Here is a 22,021-nt window from a genome sequence, read left to right as displayed (position 1 = left end):
GTCACCCCAGCATCCTGGCCGCAATTTGCTGTTGACGCAACGCGATTCGCGCCCGCCACTGATCCTCGGAAATCTTGTTGTGCTCGAAATACGGCAGGGCGGCCGGCACCGCGTCAAAGTCCACGAGCTCGACGGTGGGCCCATCGGCCTCGGTGAGCTCGCGCGACACCCGCTGCCAGCGGAACTGCACGTAACCCCGACGGTGGCCGAGCGTTTCCACCCAGTTGGTCACGCCCGGGTTCTGATCGGCGACCACGATGCGGACCTTGCCGTCCGGATCCGCCTGGGCCTGGGTGTTGTTGAGCGACGTCTGGTGGTTGATGTAGTCCAGCGAGATGTACCACAGGCTGCCAAGCTGAAAGCCGAGGTAGGGGGCGTCCGAGACCGGGATCGTGATCACCAGCGCCTGGTCGGGCCGCAGGTCGAAATGGCCCGCCGACGAGTACTGCGTCGCCAGGCCGCCGGGGGTCAGCCGGGGCGCAACCATGGTGTTGACGGGAATGTTCAGGTAGAACCACTCGGGAAACTGCAACCAGGTCTTCACCCGGTTCACCAACTGCTTACCTGCTGTGGCGTAACGCTTTTCGATCGTCTGCCGGGCCAGCGGCGGCGGCGCGGTGCCGGCGGTGTCCAGCCGGGAGATGGTCAGCGTGCCGCGTTGGGCCGACCAGTCGCCGTACACCTCGCGGATCACCAGTTGCCCCGGGCTGTTCGGTCGCACCCGCCACTCGAAGCTGCCATCGGGGGCGATCTCGAGTTCGCGATCGTCGAACGCGGCTTGGCTGGCGGGCACGTTGTCGTCGGTGTACTCGCCGCCGAGCAGCTGGAAGCTCAGGTCGGTGGTGGTGCCGCGCCTGCCGGTGACGACATAGTCGTGCTCGGCCTGCACGCGGGTGCCGAAGTAGAGCGTGTCGGGATTGTCCAGACCCATCTTGGTGAACGGCCCGGTCCCCGACTGCAGGAACGGATGGTCGCGCTCGTAGTCGAAGGCCAGGTGCATACAGCCCGCGATGCAGCCGGCCAGGTATTGCATACCTTCGAGCAGGTCGGCCTCGGTCTCGATGAACGGCGCGGCCGCGACGAGCTGTTCGGCTTCGGCGATCGCGGAGGTGAGGGGATTAGTGAACACGCCTAGACGCTAGAACGTGTTCTACTTTTTCGTCAATGGCGAACGTTCCCGCGTGTCGTCCGGGGGATTTAGTGACTTGAAAGACTAAGCCCGCTCACTAGGGTGCGCACTGCTGGGACAGGTCGATCAGATGCTGCCGCACATCGGGATGCCGGTTCAGGTAGTCGATGACGTTGCCGTTGCCGCCCTCGGCCTCAGACTTGGCCTGCAGCTGCTGGTGGAGCTGGGGATGGTCCTTCAGGTACGAGTCGATGGACTGACCAACGGTCTGATCGCATTGCGGCGCGGCGCCGGCGAGCGGCAGTGCGATCGTCACCGCCGCGGTGGCGGTCAGCAGAGCACCGGCGAGCACGCCGTACAGTCCGTGTCGACGAACCCTGGCGGTCCTGGATATCACGGTCATAGAGCCGAGGTTACCCGCGTAAACCGAGTCCCGACCACCGCCGAATCGACGATGAGGGCACCGCGCCGGTGGTGCCGGCTAGTTGGCCTGGGCTTCGGGTTCGGGCGCGTCGTCCGGCGGCAGCTCCATGGCCAGCCTCTCCCCCGATGCCGGCGCTGCGGCTGCCTTCGGTTTGATTGCCGAGATCTCCGCGGCCGGTCCGGCCGCGGCCTGTGTGGTCGCGAGAGGTGTGGCGGCGAGCGGAACCGGTGCTTCCTCGACTTCCGGTGCGACCGCTTCCGGCGCCGGCGGCGCGGCGGGCGTCGCTGTTTCCTCCACGGCCGTCGTGGTGGGGACCGGCATGCCCGTCGCCGAACCTGTCGACGAAGAGTTCGAGGAGCTCATCGCCGCGGACGCCATCATCATCGCCCCCATGCCGCCGGCTCCTATAAAGCCCGGGCTTCCGCCGCCGCCGATCATGCCACCGGCGCTCGCCGCGCCCACGTTTCCGGTGCCAAGGTAGGTGCCGCCCGTCGTGATCGGGCCCGCGTTGGCGTCGGTTGCCGGGGCACCGCTGGCGTAGCTGCTGTCCACATTTCCGCCGCCGACCGCGGCACCCGCACCGGGATTGTCACTTCCGCCGCCGCTGTTGCCGGCACCCACGTTCGGGTTGGCCTGGGTGTCACCACCGCCGCCGGCGGCGCCGGCGGCGCCCACGGCGCCGGCGGTGCCGACCGTGCCGCCGGCCGGGCTCGAACCGGCGCCGATGCCCCCGAGGCCGGGCAGGCTGGGGATGGCCGGCAGGCTGGCCTGTCCCGACAGCAATTGCCCGGCGGCCGCCGACGCGCCGCCGTGATACCCCAGCATCGCGGACACGTCCTGTGCCCACATCTCCATGTAGTTGAATTCGGTCTGCGCGATCGCCGGCCAATTTTGGCCGAACAGGTTGCTCATCACCAGCTGGACCAAGCCGTTGCGGTTGGCCTCCACCTGCAGCGGGTGCACGATTGCGGACATCGCGCTCTCGAAGGCGCTGACGACCGCCTGGGCTTGGGCCGCCGCCCCGGCCGCCTGCGACGCCGCCGCATTGAGCCACCCGGCATATGGAGCCGCCGCGGCCGCCATCGCCTGCGCGGCGGGGCCCTGCCACGCCTGGCTGGCCAAGTTCGACGTGACCGACGCAAACGACTGGGCGGCGGACGATAGCTCGGACGCCAGCCCGTTCCACGCCGCCGCGGCCTCCAGCATCGGAGCCGAACCGGCGCCCGAGTACATCAGCAGCGAGTTGATCTCCGGTGGCAACGTCAAGAAGCTCACAACATCCCCTAGCAAAGCACGCAGTCGATAGAACAAACGCTAGGCCAAACCGGACGTCGGTTTCCGACCTTCCGCCCGATTCAAAGAATTCTAAGGCTACGGCCGTGGGTGTACACCCCCGCACCCGGTCGGAACACGGCTAATGCGTGACGACCGCGCCGCTGTCCTGCTCGCGCTTGATTTCCAGCGCGATGTCGATCAGCTGGTCTTCCTGGCCGCCGATGAGCTTGCGCTGACCCGCCCGGTGCAGCAGCGCGTGCGCGGGCACGCCATAGCGCTCGGCCTGGCGCACGGCGTGCTTGAGGAAGCTGGAATAGACGCCCGAGTACCCCATGATCAGCGCGTTGCGGTCGAGCACGCATTCGGCGGGCATGGCCGGCCGCACCACGTCCTCGGCGGCGTCGGCGATGTCGAAGAAGTCGATGCCGGTCTTCACTCCGATCTTGTCGAACACCCCGATCAGGGCCTCGACGGGCGCGTTCCCCGCACCGGCCCCGAACCGGCGGCAGGAGCCGTCGATCTGCTTGGCTCCCGCGCGGACGGCCTCCACCGAGTTGGCCACGCCCAGGCCGAGGTTTTCGTGGCCGTGGAAACCAACTTGGGCGTCGTCCCCCAGTTCGGCGACGAGCGCCGCCACCCGGTCGCGCACCCCTTCGAGGACCAACGCCCCCGCCGAGTCGACCACGTAGACGCACTGGCATCCGGCGTCGGCCATGATCCGCGCCTGCTGCGCGAGCTTTTCCGGCGGGATGGTGTGGGACATCATCAGAAAGCCGACGGTTTCCAGCCCCAGCTCGCGGGCCAGACCGAAGTGCTGGATCGAGACGTCGGCCTCGGTGCAATGCGTGGCGATCCGGCAGATCGAGCCGCCGTTGTTCTGGGCCTCCTTGATGTCCTCTTTGGTGCCCACGCCGGGCAGCATCAGGAAGGCGATCTTGGCCTGCGTGGCGGTCTCGGCCGCGAGCTTGATCAGCTCCTGCTCGGGGGTCTTGGAGAAGCCGTAGTTGAAGCTCGAGCCGCCCAGCCCGTCGCCATGGGTCACCTCGATGACCGGGACGCCCGCGGCGTCCAGGGCGGCCACGATGGCGCCGACCTCGTCCTTGGTGAACTGGTGGCGCTTGTGGTGGGAGCCGTCGCGCAGGGACGTGTCGGTCATCCGGACGTCCCAGATCGGGTTGAAAAAGATGTCACTCATGCCTGCGCTCCTCCCGCCGTCGCTGACAGGGATTCCTTCGCGATCTCCTCGCCGACCTTGGTGGCCGCGGCGGTCATGATGTCGAGGTTCCCCGCGTACGGCGGCAGGTAATCGCCGGCGCCCTCGACCTCGACGAAGGTGGTGACCAGGGCCTGGCCACCGGAGTTGAGCGACGGGTCGTCGAACTGCGGCTCGTTGAGCAGCCGGTAGCCCGGCACATAGGTCTGCACCTCGGCCACCACGTCGTGGATGGACTTGGCGATGGCATCGCGGTCGGCGTCCTCGGGAATGGCGCAAAAGATGGTGTCGCGCATGATCATTGGCGGGTCGGCCGGGTTCAGGATGATGATGGCCTTGCCGCGCTTGGCGCCGCCGATGGTCTCAACGCCTTTGCTGGTGGTCTTGGTGAACTCGTCGATGTTCGCGCGGGTCCCGGGGCCCGCGGAAACCGAAGCCACCGAAGCGACGATCTCCGCGTACGGTACCTCGACGACGCGACTGACGGCGTAGACGATCGGGATGGTCGCCTGTCCCCCGCAGGTGATCATGTTGACGTTGGGCGCGTCCAGATGCTCCCGCAGATTCGCCGGAGGGATCACCGCGGGCCCCACCGCGGCCGGCGTCAGGTCAATGGCCCGGATTCCCGCGGCCGCGTATTTTGGCGCCGCGTCCCTGTGCACGTAGGCACTCGTCGCCTCGAATACCAAATCGGGTTTCTCCGGCTGGGCCAGCAGCCAATCCACCCCTTCATGGGTGGTCTGCAGACCCAGCTTGCGGGCGCGCGCCAGGCCCTCGCTTTCCGGGTCGATGCCCACCATCCAGCGCGGCTCCAGCCAGTCCGATCGGAGCAGCTTGTACAGCAGGTCGGTGCTGATGTTTCCCGATCCGACAATGGCCACACTCGCCTTGGACGGCATGATGCTCCTTGTTTTTGGACTAATTCAAAACTAATCCGGCGCTATTCAAAGGACAACCGCACGGAACCCAGTCCCGTGAAGTCGGCGACGAATTCGTCTCCGGCGCGTGCATCTATCGCTCGCGTGCACGATCCGGGTAACACGATGTCACCTTTTTTCAGGCGCACCCCGAAACTTTCCACCTTGCGGGACAGCCACGCCACCGCGGTGACCGGGTTGCCCAGCACGGCGTCGCTGCGCCCTTCGGCGATCACCTCGCCGTTGCGGGTCAGCACCGCGTCGATCGCCTTGACGTCGACGTCGGCCGCCGACACCCGGGCCGCACCCAACACGAAGCCCGCCGAGGAGGCGTTGTCGGCGATGGTGTCGCACAACGCGATCTTCCAGTCGGTGATCCTGGTGTCGATCAGCTCGATCGAAGGGACCAGGGCTTCGGTGGCCGCCAGCACGTCGTCTTCGGTGCAACCCGCCCCCGGCAGGTCGGCGGACAGGATGAATCCCACCTCGACCTCCACCCGCGGATACAGGTAGCGGCCCGCCTTGACCGGGGTGTCTTCGAACACCTGCATCTCGTCGAGCAGGTGGCCGTAGTCCGGCTCGTCGACGCCCATCATCTGCTGCATCGCCAACGACGACAGGCCCACCTTGTGCCCCAGCACCCGGGCGCCTTCGGCCACCCGCTGGCGGATGTTGATCAGCTGAATCTCGTAGGCATCCACGACGTCGATGTCCGGGTATCGGGCGGTCAGCGGAGCGATGGGCTCGCGGCTGCGCTCGGCTTGCGCCAGGTCGGCGGCCAGCTCGTCGCGGATCGCAACACTGAGCATTTACCGAAGTCCCCTCGTTCTTGTGACCGGGCCGGTAGCGCCCAACCCGGGCAATTCTATAACGTGTTCTACATGACAGCGCACGAGTACGACGTCGTCGTGGTGGGGAGCGGCGGAGCCGGCATGGTGGCTGCCCTTACCGCCGCGCACCGCGGCCTTTCGACAGTAGTCATCGAGAAGGCCGCTCATTTTGGCGGCTCCACCGCGCGGTCCGGGGGCGGGGTCTGGATTCCCAACAACGAGGTGCTCAAGCGCGACGGCGTGCGAGACACCCCCGAGGCCGCCCGCACCTACCTACACGGCATCATCGGCGACATCGTGGAGCCGGAGCGCATCGACGCCTACCTCGAACACGGCCCCGAGATGCTGTCCTTCGTGTTGAAGCACACCCCGCTGAAGATGTGCTGGGTGCCGCGCTACTCCGACTACTACCCGGAGGCGCCGGGGGGCCGCGCGGGCGGCCGGTCGATCGAGCCCAAGCCGTTCAACGCGCGCAAGCTGGGAGCCGACGAAGCCGGCCTCGAACCGGCCTACGGCAAGGTTCCGCTCAACGTGGTGGTGATGCAGCAGGATTACGTGCGTCTCAACCAGCTCAAACGGCATCCGCGCGGCGTGGCGCGCAGCCTGAAGGTCGGCGCGCGCACGATGTGGGCCAAGGCGACCGGTAAGAACCTGGTCGGAATGGGGCGCGCCCTGATCGGGCCGTTGCGGATCGGGTTGCAGCGCGCCGGCGTTCCGGTCGTGCTCAACACCGCGCTCACCGACCTCTACGTCGAGGACGGCGCGGTGCGCGGGGTCTATGTCAACGACACCGGTGCGTCGGAATCCGTTGAGCCGCGGCTGATCCGGGCCCGTCGCGGCGTGATCCTGGCGTCCGGCGGGTTCGAGCACAACGAGCAGATGCGGGTGAAGTACCAGCGCGCGCCCATCACCACCGAGTGGACGGTCGGCGCCAAGGCCAACACCGGCGACGGAATTCTCGCCGGCGAAAAGCTCGGAGCCGCACTGGAATTGATGGAAGACGCGTGGTGGGGCCCGACGGTGCCGCTGGTGGGCGCGCCGTGGTTCGCCCTGTCGGAGCGCAACTCGCCCGGCTCGATCATCGTCAACATGTCGGGCAAGCGGTTCATGAACGAGTCGATGCCCTACGTCGAGGCCTGCCACCACATGTACGGCGGCGAATTCGGTCAGGGGCCGGGGCCGGGCGAGAACATCCCGGCGTGGCTGGTGTTCGACCAGCAGTACCGGGACCGCTACATCTTCGCGGGACTGCAACCGGGACAACGCATTCCGCGTAAATGGCTGGATTCCGGCGTGATCGTGCAGGCCGATACCCTTTCGCAGCTGGCGGAGAAGGCCGGCCTGCCGGGCGATGAGTTGGCGGCCACCGTGCAGCGCTTCAACGGCTTCGCGCGCTCGGGCGTCGACGACGACTACCACCGCGGGGAAAGCGCCTACGACCGCTACTACGGGGACCCCACCAACAAACCGAACCCCAACCTCGGCGAGATCAGCCACCCGCCCTACTACGCCGCCAAAATGGTGCCCGGCGACCTGGGCACCAAGGGCGGCATCCGCACCGACGTGCACGGCCGGGCGCTGCGTGACGACGGCAGCATCATCGAGGGCCTGTACGCCGCGGGCAACGTCAGCGCCCCGGTGATGGGCCACACCTACCCCGGCCCGGGCGGCACCATCGGGCCCGCGATGACGTTCGGTTATCTGGCGGCGCTGCACATCGCGGGGAGCAACTGAGATGCCGATCGATGCAGACGTCGCGCTGAGCGCCGAGCTCGACCCCATCGAGTTCGCTTGGAGCAGCAGCGATATCCAGCTCTACCACCTCGGGCTGGGAGCCGGCTCCGACCCCATGGATCCTCGCGAGCTGCGCTATCTGGTGGACGACACGCCTCAGGTGCTGCCGACGTTCGGCAATGTCGCGGCCTCCTTCCACATGACCAAGCCGCCGACGGTGCAGTTCCCCGGCATCGACATCGAGCTGAGCAGGGTGTTGCACGCCAGCGAACGGATCGAGGTGCCCGGCCCGCTGCCGCCGTCGGGTTCGGCCAAGGCCGTCACCCGGTTCACCGACATCTGGGACAAGGGCAAGGCCGCGGTGATCTGGAGCGAGACGACCGTCAGCGCCCCGGACGGCACCCTCCTGTGGACCCAGCGGCGGTCGATCTTCGCCCGCGGCGAGGGCGGCTTCGGCGGTGAGCGCGGGCCGTCCTCGGCGGACGCCGCGCCGGACCGGGCCCCCGACCTCGAGGTCGACGTGCCGATCCTGCCGCAGCAGGCGCTGCTGTACCGGCTCTGCGGCGACCGCAACCCGCTGCACTCCGACCCCGAATTCGCGGCCGCCGCAGGCTTTCCCAGGCCCATCCTGCACGGCCTGTGCACCTACGGCATGACCTGCAAGGCGATCACCGACGCGCTGCTGGACGGCGACGCCGGGGCCGTCGCGGCGTACGGCGCCCGCTTCGCGGGCGTGGCCTATCCCGGCGAGACGCTCAAGGTCGGCATCTGGAAAGACAACGGGCGGTTTCTGGCCAGCGTCGTCGCGCCGTCGCGCGAGAACGCCGTCGTGCTAAGCGGCGTGGAGCTGGTCCCGGCCTAGCGTTGTTTCTGCGCCGAGCGTGACACTGCAGTCACGTTCGACGCCCAGCGTGACTGCAGCGTCACGCTCGACAAGCGAGGGCCGCGCGAACACGGCGCAGGATCTCCGCTGGTCGATCCCCGGCAAGCGCCCGCACCAGGATCCAACCGCGGCGCTCAACTCTTTCCAGCCGTCGGACATCCCAGCCGTACTGACGCCGGTCATTGCGATGCTGCTCGCCGTCGTACTCGACCGCAACTTTGACGTCCTCCCAACCCATATCGAGGTAAGCGACGACATTGCCGAACTCGTCATGAACAGGAATCTGGGTTTGCGGCCGAGGCAAACCGGCCTCCACGAGAACCAGACGTAGCCAGGTTTCCTTCGGCGATTGTGCACCAGCGTCGACGAGGTCGAGTGCGACGCGGGCGCGCTGGAGCCCGCGACGCCCCGCACGTTGTCGGCGGACACGGAAAAATCCCCACTGACGGCCAGCTGATCTCCCCGCTGGCGGTCATGAATTCTCCCCACTGACGGCCACGGATTTCCCCATTGCGGTCGTGTCGCTGCCGGTTGTCGGCGGCGGTGTCGGGCTGGCTGTTCTGGACCGAATGTGTCCAGGGCGGAAGGCCAGTAAGTGAAGAGCAGTGAGGAGATCATGGAGATTTTGGAGGCGTTTGATTTGACCGGCGGATTACGAGCGGCGGCGGCGTTGGCTGGCTGTGATCACAAGACGGTGGCTCACTACGTGGCGTTGCGCGATGCCGGGCTCAGCCCGGAGGAGCGGCCGCGGCGGGCGATGGCCATTGATCCGTTCCTGGACAAGATCGAGGAGTGGGTGGACCATTCGCAGGGGTTGATCCGCGCCGACGTCGCGCACGACAAGCTGGTTGCGATGGGCTTCGGCGGCTCGGAGCGCACCACCCGGCGAGCGGTGGCGGCGGCGAAGAAGTCGTGGCGGTCGGGTCATCGCAGGGTGTTTCGGCCGTGGGTGGCTGAGCCGGGGTTATGGCTGCAGTTCGACTGGGGCCAAGGGCCCACCGTCGCCGGTCGGCCCACGTTGTTGTTCTGCGCCTGGCTGGCCTGGTCACGGTTTCGGGTGGTGCTGCCCACCTGGGATCGCACCCTGCCGACCCTGCTGGGCTGTTTGGACGCCACGCTGCGGGTGATCGGTGGGGCACCGACGTATGCGTTGACTGACAACGAGAAGACGGTCACTGTCGAACATGTTGCCCGGGTACCGATTCGGCATCCCGACGTGGTGGCCGCGGGTCGGCATTACGGGATGACGATCCGCACCTGTGTGCCGGCTGACCCTCAGTCCAAGGGCGGTGCGGAGGCCACCGTGCGCATCGCCAAAGCCGATCTGGTGCCCACCGAGGCTAATCTGCTTGATGCCTACGCCACCTTCGCTGAGCTGGCCCAGGCCTGTCGTGACTTCTGTGAGCAGGTCAATGCCCGGCCGCATCGGGTGACCGGTCAGGTCCCCGCTGAGCTGTTGGTCGAGGAACGTGCACGGCTGCATGTGCTGCCCGCCCAACCGGTGGCCATTGCGTTCGGCCTGACCCGCCGGGTGGGCTGGGACTCCACGATCAGCGTGGAGGGAGTGCGCTATTCGGTGCCGCACCACCACATCGATGAGCGGGTCTGGGTGCGCTGGTGCGGTGAGGAATTGGTAGTCACCGTCATCGATGAAGCGGGCCCGGTCGAGATCGCCCGCCACGGGCGCGGGCAACGTGGGCGACCCCAGATCCGCGACGAGCATTACCCCAGTGACCATCCCGGAGGCCGCGCGCTGCCCGGGGACCGCACCCCACGCGCGGCCAACCCGGCCGAGGCCGCGTTTCTGGCTATCGGTGACGGCGCGGCCGCGTGGCTGACCGAGGCCGCTGCGTCCGGCGCGGCTCGGGTGCGCTCGAAGATGGCCGAAGCGGTGGCGTTCGCCAAACTGCACGGCTCGGTTGCCGTCGATCAAGCGTTGGGCACCGCGGCGTTGGCCGGCCGATTCGCCGATGCGGATCTGGCCGCGATCTTGACCCACCAGCAGCACGGGCCCAACGGCCCGCCGACCCGGGCCACCGAAACCCACAGCCTGCAACCCGGCACCGCCGGCTGGTCGGGGTTCGGCGCGACCAATCCCGGCGGTGAAAAGTGACCGCAACCAAAAAACCGGCAGTGACGGTCGGATCCGGTGTCGCCGGGCCCGCCACCCAGACCCTCGAGGAGGTGATCGCGTTAACCCGCCGCCTGCGGATGCCCTACCTGCGCAAAGCCATTGCCGACGTGGTGCCCACCGCCCGAGCTCAACGCTGGGACCCCGCCGAGGTGCTGCGCGTACTGCTTTGTGAGGAGATCACCGGCCGCGACGAAGCCACCCTACGGCTGCGGCGAGCGCGGGCGAACTTCCCGGCCGGCAAGACCTTCGCCGTTTGGGATGAAACCCGCTGCTCCATCCCCGCACCCACCCAGCAAGCCCTGCGCGGCATGGAATGGGTCGACCGGCGCGAGAACCTTTGCGTCTGTGGTCCCAGCGGCACCGGCAAGAGCCACTTCTGCGAGGCCCTGGGACAGCTGGCCATCGACACCGGACGCACCGTGGCCTGGTTTTCCATCGACGACCTCGGCGCCCTGGTACGCCGTCACCGCGCCGATGACTCCATCACCAAAGCGGTCCGCCGCATCACCCGAGTCGATCTGATCATTCTTGATGACATTGGCATGCTGCCCGTCGGCGAGGACGCCGCCGAAGGGTTCTATCGGCTTGTCGACGCCTGCTACGAAACCCGTTCGCTGGCAGTGTCATCCAATCTGCACCCGGCCGGCTTCGACGAACTCATGCCCAAGACCCTGGCCACCGCCACCGTCGACCGGCTGTTACACCACGCCCACGTCTGCGTCACCGAAGGCCAATCGTTCAGGCTCGCCCAAGCCACCACCGGCAAGGGGGTGGCGCCGCTACCCAACTGATCAACCGGGGAGATCCCACGTCCGTCCGTGGGGAGTACTCGTGGCCACCAGCGAGGAGATCTCCTGACCGTCAGTGGGGAGAACTACATGACCGTTGACACACGTCGAGCCAGCAGCAGGTCTACATCGGGCATCTTGAACTCAGTCGCCCGGGCCAGGGCATCAAGGGCTGCGACGGCCGTCGTCGTTGAATACCAGCAAGCGAGATCGAGCGCGGTACGGGCGGGCGTCGTCACTGCGACACCAGCAACCGACTCGAACTCGTCACTGTCCAACCGGTCACCCCAAATCCTCAGACCGGTGAGCGCGTGGCGGTTGTCATGAATGATGTCTATGGCCGATTAGCGTCTACCCACTCGCTGCCGTGCAGGTTTGCCGCCGAGAAGCCGGCGATCACGCCACGACGTCCCGACCACAACCAGGCGGCCCGGGCGCGTAGCGCGTGGGTCAGCTCGGTGCCCTCGCTGACATAGACATCGCGGAAGACACGCGTGTAGTTCCGACGCAGCTGACTATGCGACACGGTTCCGGCTGCCACGGCCTCACTGCCGATGAACGGTTCTCCCATGGCGGCAGTGTGCCAACGACCACCGACAGCCCTCGAGCGTGACACTGCAGTCACGTTCGACGCCCAGCGTGACGGCAGTGTCACGCTCGCGACGGAGGCCGAGGCGCTAGCCGAGGATCAAGCCCGACGTGGGCACACCCGTGCCGGCCGTGACCAACACGTGCTCGACGTCGGGCACCGGGTTCACCGACGTGCCGCGCAACTGCCGCACGCCCTCGGCGATCCCGTTCATGCCGTGGATGTAGGCCTCGCCCAGTTGACCGCCGTGCGTATTGATCGGCAGCCTGCCGCCCACCTCGATGGCACCGTCGGCGATGAAGTCCTTCGCCTCGCCGCGACCACAGAAGCCCAACTCCTCCAACTGAATCAGGGTGAACGGTGTGAAATGGTCATACAGAATCGCGGTCTGAATGTCCGACGGCGAAAGCCCGGACTGACCCCAGAGCTGCCGACCCACCACACCCATCTCGGGCAGGCCGAGCTCGGGCCGGTAGTAGCTGACCATCGTGTACTGGTCGGGGCTGGAGCCCTGCGAGGCCGCCTCGATGATCGCCGGACGCTGCTTGAGGTCGCGAGCGCGCTCGACGGACGTCACCACGATCGCGACCGCACCATCGGTTTCCTGGCAGCAGTCCAGCAACCGCAGGGGCTCGGCGATCCACCGCGAATTCTGGTGGTCCTCAATGGTGATCGGCTTCTCGTAGAAGTACGCCTTAGGGTTCTTGGCGGCGTGCTTGCGGTCGGCCACCGAGATCACACCGAAGTCGCGGCTGGTCGCGCCGGACAGGTGCATGTAGCGCTGGGCGATCATCGCGACCTGCGCGGCGGGCGTGGAAAGCCCGTGCGGATACGAGAAGGCGTTGTCGGCCGTCGTCGAATCCGCCCGCGCCCCACCGTCTCCCGCCAACCGGCTCTGCACCTGGCCGAACCGCATGCCGGACCGTTCGTTGAACGCCCGGTATGCGACCACGACATCGGCCACCCCGGTCGCGACGGCCATCGCGGCCTGCTGCACGGTCGCGCACGCGGCCCCGCCGCCGTAACCGATCTGGGAGAAGAACTTCAGGTCCCCGATGCCAACCGCCCGCGCCACCGCGGTCTCGTTGTTGCTGTCCATCGTGAACGTGGTCAGCCCGTCGACGTCGGCCGGACTCAGGCCCGCATCGTCCAACGCATCCAAGACGGCCTCGGCCGCCAACCGCAGCTCGCTTCGGCCGGAGTCCTTCGAAAAGTCGGTGGCCCCGATGCCGACGATCGCCGCCTTACCGGACAGCGGGTTCCCCCCGCTTGCGGGGGACATCAGGCGTCCCCCATCGTGAGCGTGGCCGTCGCGATGACGTGATCGCCAAGGCTGTTGCTGCCCACCACCTTTACGGTGATCAGGCCATCTTCCACGGCGGTGACCTCACCGGAGAACATCACCGTGTCGTACGCGTACCACGGCACCCCGAGCCGCAGCCCGATCGACTTGATCAGCGCCGACGGCCCGGCCCAGTCGGTGACGTAGCGCTGCACCAGACCGGTGTCGGTGAGGATGTTGACGAAGATGTCCTTCGACCCCTTGGCCTGCGCGAGGTCACGGTCGTGGTGCACGTCCTGGAAGTCCCGGGTGGCCAGCGCCGTCGAGATGATGAACGTGGGGTCCCCATGCAGTTTCAGCTCGGGCAGCTTGGTGCCCACTTCGATCACCGGTGCGCTCATGCGTCAGGCTCCCAGGCGTAGAGGGTCCATTCCGGCCCGCTGTCACCGGCCGGAAAGTCGATATACGTTGCGCGCACGGGCATTCCGATCTCGACCTGGGCCGGGTCGATTCCACGCAGCTCGCCCAGCATGCGCACGCCCTCGTCGAGCTCGACCAAGGCGATGACGAAGGGCAGGGTGCGACCGGGCACCTTCGGAGCATGGTGCACCACGAAGCTGAACACCGTGCCCTTGCCGCCGGCCACCACGTAGTCGATGGGCTCGGACTTGTCCTGCCACACCGCCGGCACCGGCGGGTGCTGCAGGCTGCCGTCCGGACGCCGCTGGATCCGCAGTTCGTGCGCCTTGACACCGTCCCAGAAGAACGCGGTGTCCCGCGACGACGAGGGCCGCATCATGGCGTCGGGGTCCAGGTCGTCCGGCACGGCCGGCCCGGAGGATTCGCGGGGCTTGAACTTGAGGATGCGCCAATTCATTTCGGCGACGTCCTCGTCGCCCACCCGCCAGATGATGTGCTGGTTGACGAAGTACCCCTCGCCCAGCGCGGTCTGCTTGGGCCCGACGACGTCACCCATCTCGGAGGTGATGCTGACCTGCTCGCCGGGTTGCAGGTAGCGGTGGTAGGTCTGCTCGCAGTTGGTGGCGACCACACCGATGTAGCCGGCGTCGTCGAACAGCTTCATCATGGGGCCCATCGGGTCGTCCTTCGGACGCTCCCCGCCGAGGCCGAACATGGTCCACACCTGAATCATGGCCGGCGGCGCGACAATTCCGGGGTGACCGACCGCGCGGGCCGCGGCCTCGTCCACATAGATCGGGTTGCGGTCGCCGATGGCCTCGACCCAGTTGTTGATCATCGGCCGGTTCACCGGGTCGCGGCCGGCGCGCGGCTTCGGGTCGCCGGCCGCCTTGATCTCCGCGACGGCTTCGGCAATGTCCGTCATCTGGGCACCCGCGGCACTTTGAGGCCGGCGGCCGCGATCATTTCACGCATGACTTCGTTCACGCCTCCACCGAAGGTGATGACCAGGTTCCGCTTGGTTTGCGAGTCCAGCCAGTTGAGCACCTCCGCGGTGTCCGGGTCGGCGGGGTTGCCGTACTTGCCGACGATCTCCTCCGCAAGCCGGCCGATGTACTGAATGCGCTCGGTGCCAAAGACTTTGGTCGACGCGGCGTCGGCCACGTTGATGTCCTCGCCCGCGGCGGCCACCTGCCAGTTCAGCAGCTCGTTGATCCGCCACATCGCGTGGATCTCGCCGAGCGCCCGCTTGACGTCGTGGTGGTCGATCGGCGTGACGCCGTCACTGCCCGGCTTGGACGCCCAGGCGTGCACCCGGTCGTAGATGCCGGCGACGCGGCCCGCCGGGCCCAGCATCACCCGCTCGTTGTTGAGCTGCGTGGTGATCAGCCGCCATCCGCCGTTCTCCTCGCCGACCAGCATGTCGGCGGGCACCCGCACGTCGTTGTAGTAGGTGGCGTTGGTGTGGTGGGCGCCGTCGGACAGGATGATCGGCGTCCAGGAGTAGCCGGGGTCCTTGGTGTCGACGATCAGTATCGAAATGCCCTTGTGCTTCACGGCTTCCGGGTCGGTGCGGCAGGCCAGCCAGATGTAGTCCGCGTCGTGGGCGCCGGTGGTGAAGATCTTTTGCCCGTTGACGATGTACTCATCGCCCTGGCGCACGGCGGTGGTCCGCAGGGAGGCCAGATCGGTCCCGGCCTCCGGCTCGGTGTAGCCGATCGCGAAGTGCACTTCGCCGGCCAGGATCGCCGGCAGGAACTTCTTCTTCTGCGCCTCGCTGCCGAACTGCTGCAGCACCGGGCCGACCGTCTGCAACGTCACCGCGGGCAGCGGCACGTCGGCCCGATGGGCCTCGTTGACGAAGATGGACTGCTCGATGGGTCCGAAGCCCTGGCCGCCGAACTCCTTGGGCCACCCGACCCCGAGCTTGCGGTCCTTGCCCATTCGGCGGATCACCGCGCGGTAGGCCTCGTTGTGGCGGTCCTGCTCCATCGCCTTCATCTCGTCGGACGAGATCAGATTCGAAAAGTATTCCCGCAGTTCGGCTTGCAGCTGACGCTGCTCCGGAGTCAGTTCTATGAACATTGCGCTCCCACCAGATCGAGGCGATGAGATGGCCCGCCCAGGATCCGGGACAGGTCCTTGATCGAGGAGTAATACCGGTGCATGGGATAGGTGATGTCCATGCCCATGCCGCCGTGCAGGTGGTGGCAGAGCTGCATCACCGGCGGCGCCTGCGAAGTAATCCAGTAGCCGAGGACGTCCACGTCGTCGTCGGCGTCCCGGCCCTCCGACAGTCGCCAAACGACCGACTTGGCCACCAGATCGATGGTGCGCGAGGCGATGTAGATCTCGGAGAGCTGCGCCGCCACGGTCTGGAAGGTCGACAGCGGCTTGCCGAACTGCTTGCGGTTGGCCACGTAGTCCGCGGTCAGCCGCAGCGCGCCCGCCACCAGGCCGTCGGCGTAGGCGCCCATCGCGGCCAGCGCCAGCTGGTTGACCCGGTGCGCCGAAGCACCCGCCAGCACGTCCGAATCACCAACCGCCACACCGTCGAACGTGACCGTGTACTCGTCCGAGCCGTTGGACGTCGGGGTGCGCACCAGCCGCACGCCGTCGGCCTCGGGCGACACCACGACGACGGCGCTGTCGGCGGTCACGATCATCCAATCCGCTTGCTCGGCATAGCCGACGCCGACCTTGGTGCCCGACAGGTGGCCGTCCGTGAACGCGACCCCGGGCCGGTCGGGCAGGGCGGCGCCGGGCTCGTTGAGCGCCGCGGTCAGCACGCCCCCCTTGGCGACCCCGGCCAGGAAGCGGTCCTGTTGCCCCTCGGAGGCCAGGTCCAGCAGCGGCACCACCCCGAAACCCAGCGTGGCCAGCGCCGGCGTGATCGCGCCGTGGCGGCCGGCTTCCGTCAGCACCGTGGCGACCTCGGGCAGGCCCACGCCGTCGCCGCCGAGGCGTTCCGGCACCGGCAGCGCCGTCAGGCCGCCGCTGACCAGGGCGTCCCAACCCAAATCGCGGTCCAGCACCGACGTCGCCACGTCGGCGACCGCCTGCTGTTCGGCGGTGAGGTCGAAGTCCATGGTCGCGTTGGAGTCCATCAGTGATCCACCGGGCATTTACCGGTGTAGTCGACCTGCCAGCGCTTGATGCCGTTGAGCCATCCCGACCGCAACCGCTCGGGCTCCGAGATCGGCTTGAGGTTGGGCATGTGATCGGCCACGGCGTTGAAGATCAGGTTGATCGTCATCTTGGCCAGGTTGGCGCCGATGCAGTAGTGCGCGCCGGTGCCCCCGAAACCCACGTGCGGGTTGGGGTTTCGCAAGATGTTGAAGGTGTAGGGGTCATCGAAGATCTCTTCGTCGAAATTGGCCGAGCGGTAGAACATCACCACGCGCTGGCCCTTCTTGATCTGCACTCCCGAGAGTTCGTAGTCCTCGAGCGCCGTGCGCTGGAAAGAGGTGACCGGGGTGGCCCAGCGGACGATCTCGTCGGCGGCGGTCTCCGGGCGCTCCTTCTTGAACAGCTCCCACTGGTCGGGGTAGTCGGCGAACGCCATCATCCCCTGGGTGATGGAGTTCCGGGTGGTCTCGTTGCCGGCCACCGCGAGCATCATCACGAAGAAGCCGAACTCGTCGTCGGAGAGCTTTTCCCCGTCGATGTCGGCGTTGATCAGGGTGGTGACGATGTCTTCCCCGGGGTTCTCGGCCTTGATGGCGGCCATCTGCATCGCGTAGTTGAGCACCTCGAACGACGACGTCTTGGGATCGACGTCGGCGTACTCGGGGTCGTCATTCCCGGTCATCTCGTTGGACCAGCGGAAGAGCTTTTCGCGGTCCTCCTGCGGCACCCCGAGCAAGCCGGCGATCGCCTGCAGCGGGAGCTCGCAGGACACCTGCTCGACGAAGTCGCCGGAACCGGCGGACGCCGCGTCGCGGGCGATCTTCTGGGCGCGCTCCCTGAGTTCGTCCTCCAGGCGCCCGACGGCCCGCGGGGTGAAGCCGCGGGAGATGATCTTGCGCAGCCGCGTGTGGTGCGGCGCGTCCATGTTGAGCATGACGAACCGCTGCAGCTCGATGTCCTCGCGCGCGATGTCGTCGTTGAACCGCGGGATCACGCAGTTCTCGTAGCTGGAGAAGACGTCGCTGCGTCGCGAGATCTCCTTGACGTCGTTGAGCTTGGTGATCGCCCAGAAGCCGCCGTCGTTGAACCCGCCGCCGTGGCCCGGGGCCTGCTCGTTCCACCAGATCGGCGCGGTCGCGCGCACCTCGGCGAACTCTTCGACGGGGATCCGCTCGGCGTAGATGTCGGGGTCGGTGAAATCGAACCCGGGTGGAAGGTTGGGGCTGGCCACGCTACTTCTCCTTACTGCTGGTCCCTATGCTGGTCCTGCGCCTGGCTCGGTGACTCGCCCAGCGGCTGGCGATCCCAGGACACTAGCTCTCCTAGTGGAGCTCTGTTGCCAGTAAAACATGCCTCCACCGTAGAAAAAAGGCGCCGGCGCATCGTCGCTTGTCATAGTAATGAAACGTGTTCTAGCCTGGCTCCATGGGTAACCCGGTAATCGTCGAAGCCACCCGCAGCCCGATCGGCAAGCGCAACGGATGGCTTTCAGGACTGCACGCCACCGAACTGCTGGGCGCGGTGCAGAAGGCACTGGTGGAAAAGGCCGGCATCGACGCGAACGACGTCGAACAGGTCGTCGGCGGCTGCGTGACGCAGTTCGGCGAACAGTCCAACAACATCACCCGGGTGAGCTGGCTCGTCGCGGGCCTGCCGGAGCACGTCGGCGCCACGACCGTGGATTGCCAATGCGGCAGCAGCCAGCAGGCCAACGGTCTCGTCGCCGGGCTGATCGCGGCGGGCGCCATCGACATCGGCATCGCCTGCGGGATCGAGGCCATGAGCCGAGTCGGCCTGGGCGCCAACGCCGGCCCCGACCGCAGCATCCTGCGGCCCGCGTCGTGGGACATCGACCTGCCCGACCAGTTCACCGCCGCCGAGCGGATCGCCAAGCGCCGCGGCATCACCCGCGAGGACATCGACGCATGGGGCTTCCAGTCGCAGCTGCGCGCCAAGCGGGCCTGGGAGGAGGGGCGTTTCGACCGGGAAATCTCGCCGATCGAGGCGCCGGTGCTCGACGAGCAGAAGCAGCCCACCAGCGAGCGCCACATGGTGGGCCGCGACCAGGGCCTGCGCGACACCACGATGGAGGGTTTGAGTCAGCTCAAGCCGGTGATCGAGGGCGGGATCCACACGGCGGGCACGTCGTCGCAGATATCCGACGGCGCCGCCGCGGTGCTGTGGATGGACGAGGACAAGGCCAAGGCGCTCGGGCTGCGGCCGCGGGCCCGGATCGTCAGCCAAGCGCTCGTCGGCGCGGAGCCCTACTACCACCTCGACGGCCCGGTGCAGTCGACGGCGAGGGTGCTGGAGAAGGCCGGGATGAAGATGGGCGACATCGACATCACCGAGATCAACGAGGCCTTCGCCTCGGTGGTGTTGTCCTGGGCGCGCGTCCACGAACCCGACATGGCCAAGGTGAACGTCAACGGCGGTGCGATCGCGCTGGGCCACCCGGTGGGCAGCACCGGCAGCCGGCTGATCACCACCGCGCTGCACGAGTTGGAGCGCACCGACCAGAGCACCGCGCTGATCACCATGTGCGCCGGCGGCGCCCTGTCCACCGGCACCATCATCGAACGGATCTGAATGGGCGTCTCGGAGGCCGACCGCATCGCGGCGGCCCAGGCGTACATCGATGCCTTGGTCACCCACGACGCCGACGCCGTCCCGTTCGCGGACGAGTGCACCCGCATCGAGGTGGGCCTCAAATCCGGGTTCTCCGGGAATCACCTGCGGCGCAGCCTCAATCGCGGACCGCAATACCGCATCATCGCGGCCACGACACGCCCCGAGTACACCTTGTCCGGCGACGAGGTGCGCGCGGTGTACGACGTGCTGACCAAGGTCGCGTTCGGCGGGCGGCGGGTCGCGTCGCGGGTCGACGAAACCTTCGTGATACCGGAAGACGACGGGCTGATCCACCACATCAGGGCCAGGTTGCGCCCATTCATTCAGCGCTAGCCGGCCCGTAGGATCAGAGCCATGCCGAAATCACCACCACGGTTTCACGACTCGCCATACGCCGACTTCCTGATCAAGTGGATGTCCCGCCTCAACGCGTTCATGTACCGCCGCAACGGCGGCGAGGGCCTCGGTGGCACGTTCCAGAAGATTCCCGTCGCGCTGCTGACCACCACCGGCCGCAAGACCGGCGAGCCCCGCGTCAGCCCGCTGTACTTCTTGCGCGACGGCGACCGGGTGATCGTCGCGGCCTCCAAGGGCGGCGCCGCGAAGAACCCGATGTGGTACCTGAACCTGAAGGCCAACCCCAAGGTGCAGGTGCAGATCAAAAAAGAGGTGCTCGACCTGACCGCGCGGGACGCGACCGACGAGGAGCGCGCCCGGTACTGGCCGCAACTGGTGGACATGTACCCGTCCTACGACGACTACCAGTCCTGGACCGACCGCACCATCCCGATCGTCATCTGCGACCCCTAGGCCCGTCCGCCGAACGTGCACTGGCGGCGGAAAATCCGCGAAAAGCTCGCCGTGAGTGCACGTTCGGCGCGAGCGTCGCCTAGGCCCCGTAGACGGGGACCGGCGGCCGCGCCTTGGCCAGCAGGTCGGCGACGACGGGCCCCAGCTCGGCCGGATCCCACCGCGCGCCCTTGTCGATCTGGGGGCCGTGCGCCCAGCCCTCGGCGACGCGGATCTTGCCGCCCTCGACCTCGAACACCTTGCCGGTGACGTCGCGGGACTCGGCGCTGCCCAGCCAGACCACCAGCGGCGAGACGTTCTCCGGCGCCATCGCGTCGAAATCCTGGTCCTGCGTTGCCATCATCTCGGCGAACACGGTCTCGGTCATGCGGGTGCGCGCCGACGGTGCGATCGCGTTGACGGTCACGCCGTACCGCCCCATTTCGGCGGCGCCCACGAGCGTCATCGCCGCGATGCCCGCCTTGGCCGCGCTGTAGTTGCCCTGCCCGACGCTGCCCTGCAGGCCCGCCCCGGAACTGGTGTTGATGATCCGCGCGTCGACGGTTTTACCCTCTTTGGACAGCCCCCGCCAATACGACGCGGCGTGGCGCATCATGGCGAAGTGCCCCTTGAGGTGCACGGCGATGACGGCGTCGAACTCCTCCTCGCTGGTGTTGGCCATCATCCGGTCGCGCACGATGCCGGCGTTGTTGACCACAACGTCGAGGCCGCCGAACGTGTCGACGGCGGCCTGGACCAGGGCGGCCGCTTGGTCCCAGTCGGCGATGCTGGATCCGTTGGCGACGGCTTCCCCACCGGCCGCGGTGATTTCGTCGACCACGCCCTGTGCCGCGCTGCCGCCTCCGGCCGGCGAACCGTCCAGGCCCACCCCGATGTCGTTGACCACCACGCGCGCGCCTTCGGCCGCGAAGGCCAGCGCGTGGGCGCGGCCGATGCCGCCGCCCGCCCCGGTGACGATGACGACACGGCCGTCAACCAATCCCATCGATCCTGTCTCCTCTACTTGACCGCATTCGCGTTGGTGGTGGCCAGATAATGCGGCGGCTCGCCGCCGCCGTGCACCTCTAACGAGGCGCCGCTGATGTAGCACGCCGCGTCGGAGGCCAAAAACGCTGTGGCCCAACCGACATCCTCCGGCTTGGCCAGGCGGCCCAGCGGGACGTTCTTGGAGATCGCGGCGATCGACTCGGCGTCACCGTAGAACAGGTCGGCCTGTTCGGTCTCGACCATCCCGACCACGCAGGCGTTCACGCGCACTTTGGGGCCCCATTCCACCGCCAGCGTCTGCGTCAGGCTTTCCAGGCCGGCCTTGGCCGCCCCGTACGCCCCGGTACCGGGGGACGGCCGCCTGCCGCTGAGGCTGCAGATGTTGATGACCGATCCGCCGCGCGACTGGTTCTGCATCTTCTCGTTGGCGTGCTGCGAAACCCACAACGCGCCAATGAGGTTGAGCTCGATGATCTTGCGGTTGAACTTCGCGCTGGATTCCGCGGTCAGCACGTACGGCGAACCGCCGGCGTTGTTGACGACGACGTCGAGCCGGCCATGCCGGTCAACGATCGCGTCGATCATCGCCTTGACGGCGTCATCGTCGCGGACGTCGCAGGGGTGGAACTCGTAGGGCAGGCCCTCGACGGACCGTCGCGCGCAGGTGATCACGGTCGCCCCCTGCCCGGCGAAAACCGAGCTGATGCCGGCACCGACGCCCCGCACGCCGCCGGTAACGAGGACGATCCGCCCGGCCAGCCCCAGGTTGATACCGTCGGCTGCTTCGGCGGGAGTCACTGTGCTAGCGTACCAAGCAAGTGCTTGCTTAGGTAGTCAGCCCAGCCA

General features: G+C 67.4%; 22 protein-coding genes and 1 pseudogene. 7 read left to right on the top strand and 16 right to left on the bottom strand.

From position 1 onward, the window contains the following. Position 1: 1 nt before the first annotated feature. The 6 genes from MTAB308_RS19000 to MTAB308_RS18975 form a co-directional block, all read right to left on the bottom strand. The gene (locus tag MTAB308_RS19000) at positions 2-1,129 is read right to left on the bottom strand and encodes a hypothetical protein (RefSeq protein ID WP_077101254.1); all 1,128 of its coding nucleotides are present in this window, start codon (positions 1,127-1,129) and stop codon (positions 2-4) included. A 97-nt stretch (positions 1,130-1,226) separates the two neighbouring features. Next, on the bottom strand, positions 1,227-1,532 hold the full coding sequence (locus MTAB308_RS18995) for a hypothetical protein (RefSeq protein ID WP_077101252.1): 306 nt from the start codon (positions 1,530-1,532) through the stop codon (positions 1,227-1,229). 78 nt (positions 1,533-1,610) lie between these two features. Further along, entirely contained in the window at positions 1,611-2,828 is a 1,218-nt protein-coding gene (locus MTAB308_RS18990; RefSeq protein WP_077101250.1) for a PPE family protein, read from the bottom strand. 139 nt (positions 2,829-2,967) lie between these two features. Beyond that, positions 2,968-4,023, bottom strand: a complete 1,056-nt coding sequence (gene dmpG, locus MTAB308_RS18985; RefSeq protein ID WP_077101248.1) for a 4-hydroxy-2-oxovalerate aldolase — start codon at positions 4,021-4,023, stop codon at positions 2,968-2,970. Further along, positions 4,020-4,940 carry an acetaldehyde dehydrogenase (acetylating) gene (locus tag MTAB308_RS18980; RefSeq protein WP_077101246.1) on the bottom strand — a complete coding sequence of 307 codons (921 nt, stop codon included), beginning with the start codon at positions 4,938-4,940 and terminating at the stop codon, positions 4,020-4,022. Before MTAB308_RS18980 ends, dmpG begins: the two co-directional genes overlap by 4 nt. A 41-nt stretch (positions 4,941-4,981) precedes the next feature. Beyond that, positions 4,982-5,767, bottom strand: a complete 786-nt coding sequence (locus MTAB308_RS18975; RefSeq protein WP_077101244.1) for a 2-keto-4-pentenoate hydratase — start codon at positions 5,765-5,767, stop codon at positions 4,982-4,984. Positions 5,768-5,839: 72 nt separating this feature from the next. On the opposite strand from MTAB308_RS18975, the gene kstD reads away from it, so the two are divergent. Then, entirely contained in the window at positions 5,840-7,522 is a 1,683-nt protein-coding gene (gene kstD / locus MTAB308_RS18970; protein WP_077104535.1) for a 3-oxosteroid 1-dehydrogenase, read from the top strand. 1 nt (position 7,523) lies between these two features. After that, positions 7,524-8,384 (top strand): MaoC/PaaZ C-terminal domain-containing protein, encoded by an 861-nt coding sequence (locus MTAB308_RS18965; protein WP_077101242.1) that lies wholly within the window; start codon positions 7,524-7,526, stop codon positions 8,382-8,384. A gap of 61 nt (positions 8,385-8,445) precedes the next feature. On the opposite strand, the pseudogene MTAB308_RS29890 reads toward MTAB308_RS18965, so the two are convergent. Further along, positions 8,446-8,814, bottom strand: a pseudogene (locus tag MTAB308_RS29890) (hypothetical protein); the annotation flags it as partial. A gap of 186 nt (positions 8,815-9,000) precedes the next feature. Between MTAB308_RS29890 and istA the strand changes: the two are divergent. Together istA and MTAB308_RS18950 are read left to right on the top strand one after the other, a co-directional pair. Continuing rightward, positions 9,001-10,518, top strand: a complete 1,518-nt coding sequence (gene istA, locus MTAB308_RS18955) for an IS21 family transposase (protein WP_077097808.1) — start codon at positions 9,001-9,003, stop codon at positions 10,516-10,518. Between the two features lie 98 nt (positions 10,519-10,616). After that, positions 10,617-11,330 carry an ATP-binding protein gene (locus MTAB308_RS18950; protein WP_083746431.1) on the top strand — a complete coding sequence of 238 codons (714 nt, stop codon included), beginning with the start codon at positions 10,617-10,619 and terminating at the stop codon, positions 11,328-11,330. Between the two features lie 331 nt (positions 11,331-11,661). Here MTAB308_RS18950 and MTAB308_RS29885 read toward each other — a convergent pair whose 3' ends face one another. From MTAB308_RS29885 to MTAB308_RS18915, 7 genes are all read right to left on the bottom strand, one after another. Next, positions 11,662-11,898, bottom strand: a complete 237-nt coding sequence (locus tag MTAB308_RS29885; RefSeq protein WP_245831445.1) for a hypothetical protein — start codon at positions 11,896-11,898, stop codon at positions 11,662-11,664. Positions 11,899-12,004: 106 nt separating this feature from the next. Beyond that, positions 12,005-13,198: a lipid-transfer protein gene (locus MTAB308_RS18940; protein WP_077101240.1), complete on the bottom strand. Its 1,194-nt coding sequence runs from the start codon at positions 13,196-13,198 to the stop codon at positions 12,005-12,007. Continuing rightward, entirely contained in the window at positions 13,198-13,599 is a 402-nt protein-coding gene (locus MTAB308_RS18935; protein ID WP_077101238.1) for a MaoC family dehydratase, read from the bottom strand. The genes MTAB308_RS18940 and MTAB308_RS18935 overlap by 1 nt, the downstream gene beginning before the upstream one ends. Continuing rightward, complete coding sequence (locus MTAB308_RS18930) at positions 13,596-14,543, bottom strand: bifunctional MaoC family dehydratase N-terminal/OB-fold nucleic acid binding domain-containing protein (protein ID WP_077101236.1); 948 nt, start codon at positions 14,541-14,543, stop codon at positions 13,596-13,598. Before MTAB308_RS18930 ends, MTAB308_RS18935 begins: the two co-directional genes overlap by 4 nt. Next, positions 14,540-15,703, bottom strand: coding sequence for an acyl-CoA dehydrogenase FadE29 (fadE29, locus tag MTAB308_RS18925; protein ID WP_077101233.1), 1,164 nt, complete (start codon positions 15,701-15,703; stop codon positions 14,540-14,542). The genes MTAB308_RS18930 and fadE29 overlap by 4 nt, the downstream gene beginning before the upstream one ends. Then, entirely contained in the window at positions 15,694-16,707 is a 1,014-nt protein-coding gene (locus MTAB308_RS18920) for an acyl-CoA dehydrogenase family protein (RefSeq protein ID WP_077104534.1), read from the bottom strand. Before MTAB308_RS18920 ends, fadE29 begins: the two co-directional genes overlap by 10 nt. Positions 16,708-16,724: 17 nt before the next feature. Next, complete coding sequence (locus MTAB308_RS18915) at positions 16,725-17,978, bottom strand: cytochrome P450 (RefSeq protein ID WP_077101231.1); 1,254 nt, start codon at positions 17,976-17,978, stop codon at positions 16,725-16,727. 194 nt (positions 17,979-18,172) lie between these two features. Here MTAB308_RS18915 and MTAB308_RS18910 point away from each other — a divergent pair, with 194 nt between their 5' ends. The 3 genes from MTAB308_RS18910 to MTAB308_RS18900 are packed head-to-tail and all read left to right on the top strand — an operon-like array spanning position 18,173 to position 20,188. Next, positions 18,173-19,336: a steroid 3-ketoacyl-CoA thiolase gene (locus tag MTAB308_RS18910; RefSeq protein WP_077101229.1), complete on the top strand. Its 1,164-nt coding sequence runs from the start codon at positions 18,173-18,175 to the stop codon at positions 19,334-19,336. After that, positions 19,337-19,711 carry a DUF8021 domain-containing protein gene (locus tag MTAB308_RS18905; protein ID WP_077101227.1) on the top strand — a complete coding sequence of 125 codons (375 nt, stop codon included), beginning with the start codon at positions 19,337-19,339 and terminating at the stop codon, positions 19,709-19,711. A gap of 21 nt (positions 19,712-19,732) precedes the next feature. Continuing rightward, a complete protein-coding gene (locus MTAB308_RS18900; RefSeq protein ID WP_077101225.1) occupies positions 19,733-20,188 on the top strand; it encodes a nitroreductase family deazaflavin-dependent oxidoreductase in 456 nt (151 codons plus the stop codon). A 79-nt stretch (positions 20,189-20,267) separates the two neighbouring features. Here the strand turns inward: MTAB308_RS18900 and MTAB308_RS18895 are convergent, their stop codons facing one another. Both MTAB308_RS18895 and MTAB308_RS18890 read right to left on the bottom strand, forming a co-directional pair. Beyond that, positions 20,268-21,173 carry an SDR family oxidoreductase gene (locus tag MTAB308_RS18895; protein WP_077101223.1) on the bottom strand — a complete coding sequence of 302 codons (906 nt, stop codon included), beginning with the start codon at positions 21,171-21,173 and terminating at the stop codon, positions 20,268-20,270. Positions 21,174-21,187: 14 nt separating this feature from the next. Continuing rightward, positions 21,188-21,946, bottom strand: coding sequence for an SDR family oxidoreductase (locus MTAB308_RS18890; RefSeq protein ID WP_077104533.1), 759 nt, complete (start codon positions 21,944-21,946; stop codon positions 21,188-21,190). Between the last annotated feature and the right edge of the window lie 75 nt (positions 21,947-22,021).

It is taken from the genome of Mycobacterium terramassiliense, assembly GCF_900157385.1.
In the GTDB taxonomy this organism is placed as follows: Bacteria; Actinomycetota; Actinomycetes; order Mycobacteriales; family Mycobacteriaceae; genus Mycobacterium; species Mycobacterium terramassiliense.
This window is presented reverse-complemented; position numbering and strand designations above follow the sequence as displayed.

Excerpts from the sequence above, each read along its gene's own strand:
- MTAB308_RS18900 (WP_077101225.1), top strand. The coding sequence starts at position 19,733 with ATGCCGAAATCACCACCACGGTTTCACGACTCGCCATACGCCGACTTC.
- MTAB308_RS18995 (WP_077101252.1), bottom strand. The coding sequence starts at position 1,532 with ATGACCGTGATATCCAGGACCGCCAGGGTTCGTCGACACGGACTGTAC.
- MTAB308_RS18895 (WP_077101223.1), bottom strand. The coding sequence starts at position 21,173 with ATGGGATTGGTTGACGGCCGTGTCGTCATCGTCACCGGGGCGGGCGGC.
- MTAB308_RS18950 (WP_083746431.1), top strand. The coding sequence starts at position 10,617 with ATGCCCTACCTGCGCAAAGCCATTGCCGACGTGGTGCCCACCGCCCGA.
- MTAB308_RS29885 (WP_245831445.1), bottom strand. The coding sequence starts at position 11,898 with ATGGGAGAACCGTTCATCGGCAGTGAGGCCGTGGCAGCCGGAACCGTG.
- MTAB308_RS18965 (WP_077101242.1), top strand. The coding sequence starts at position 7,524 with ATGCCGATCGATGCAGACGTCGCGCTGAGCGCCGAGCTCGACCCCATC.
- MTAB308_RS18930 (WP_077101236.1), bottom strand. The coding sequence starts at position 14,543 with ATGACGGACATTGCCGAAGCCGTCGCGGAGATCAAGGCGGCCGGCGAC.
- kstD (WP_077104535.1), top strand. The coding sequence starts at position 5,840 with ATGACAGCGCACGAGTACGACGTCGTCGTGGTGGGGAGCGGCGGAGCC.
- MTAB308_RS18905 (WP_077101227.1), top strand. The coding sequence starts at position 19,337 with ATGGGCGTCTCGGAGGCCGACCGCATCGCGGCGGCCCAGGCGTACATC.
- MTAB308_RS18935 (WP_077101238.1), bottom strand. The coding sequence starts at position 13,599 with ATGAGCGCACCGGTGATCGAAGTGGGCACCAAGCTGCCCGAGCTGAAA.
- fadE29 (WP_077101233.1), bottom strand. The coding sequence starts at position 15,703 with ATGTTCATAGAACTGACTCCGGAGCAGCGTCAGCTGCAAGCCGAACTG.
- MTAB308_RS18940 (WP_077101240.1), bottom strand. The coding sequence starts at position 13,198 with ATGTCCCCCGCAAGCGGGGGGAACCCGCTGTCCGGTAAGGCGGCGATC.
- MTAB308_RS18920 (WP_077104534.1), bottom strand. The coding sequence starts at position 16,707 with ATGGACTTCGACCTCACCGCCGAACAGCAGGCGGTCGCCGACGTGGCG.
- MTAB308_RS18980 (WP_077101246.1), bottom strand. The coding sequence starts at position 4,940 with ATGCCGTCCAAGGCGAGTGTGGCCATTGTCGGATCGGGAAACATCAGC.
- dmpG (WP_077101248.1), bottom strand. The coding sequence starts at position 4,023 with ATGAGTGACATCTTTTTCAACCCGATCTGGGACGTCCGGATGACCGAC.
- MTAB308_RS18975 (WP_077101244.1), bottom strand. The coding sequence starts at position 5,767 with ATGCTCAGTGTTGCGATCCGCGACGAGCTGGCCGCCGACCTGGCGCAA.
- MTAB308_RS18910 (WP_077101229.1), top strand. The coding sequence starts at position 18,173 with ATGGGTAACCCGGTAATCGTCGAAGCCACCCGCAGCCCGATCGGCAAG.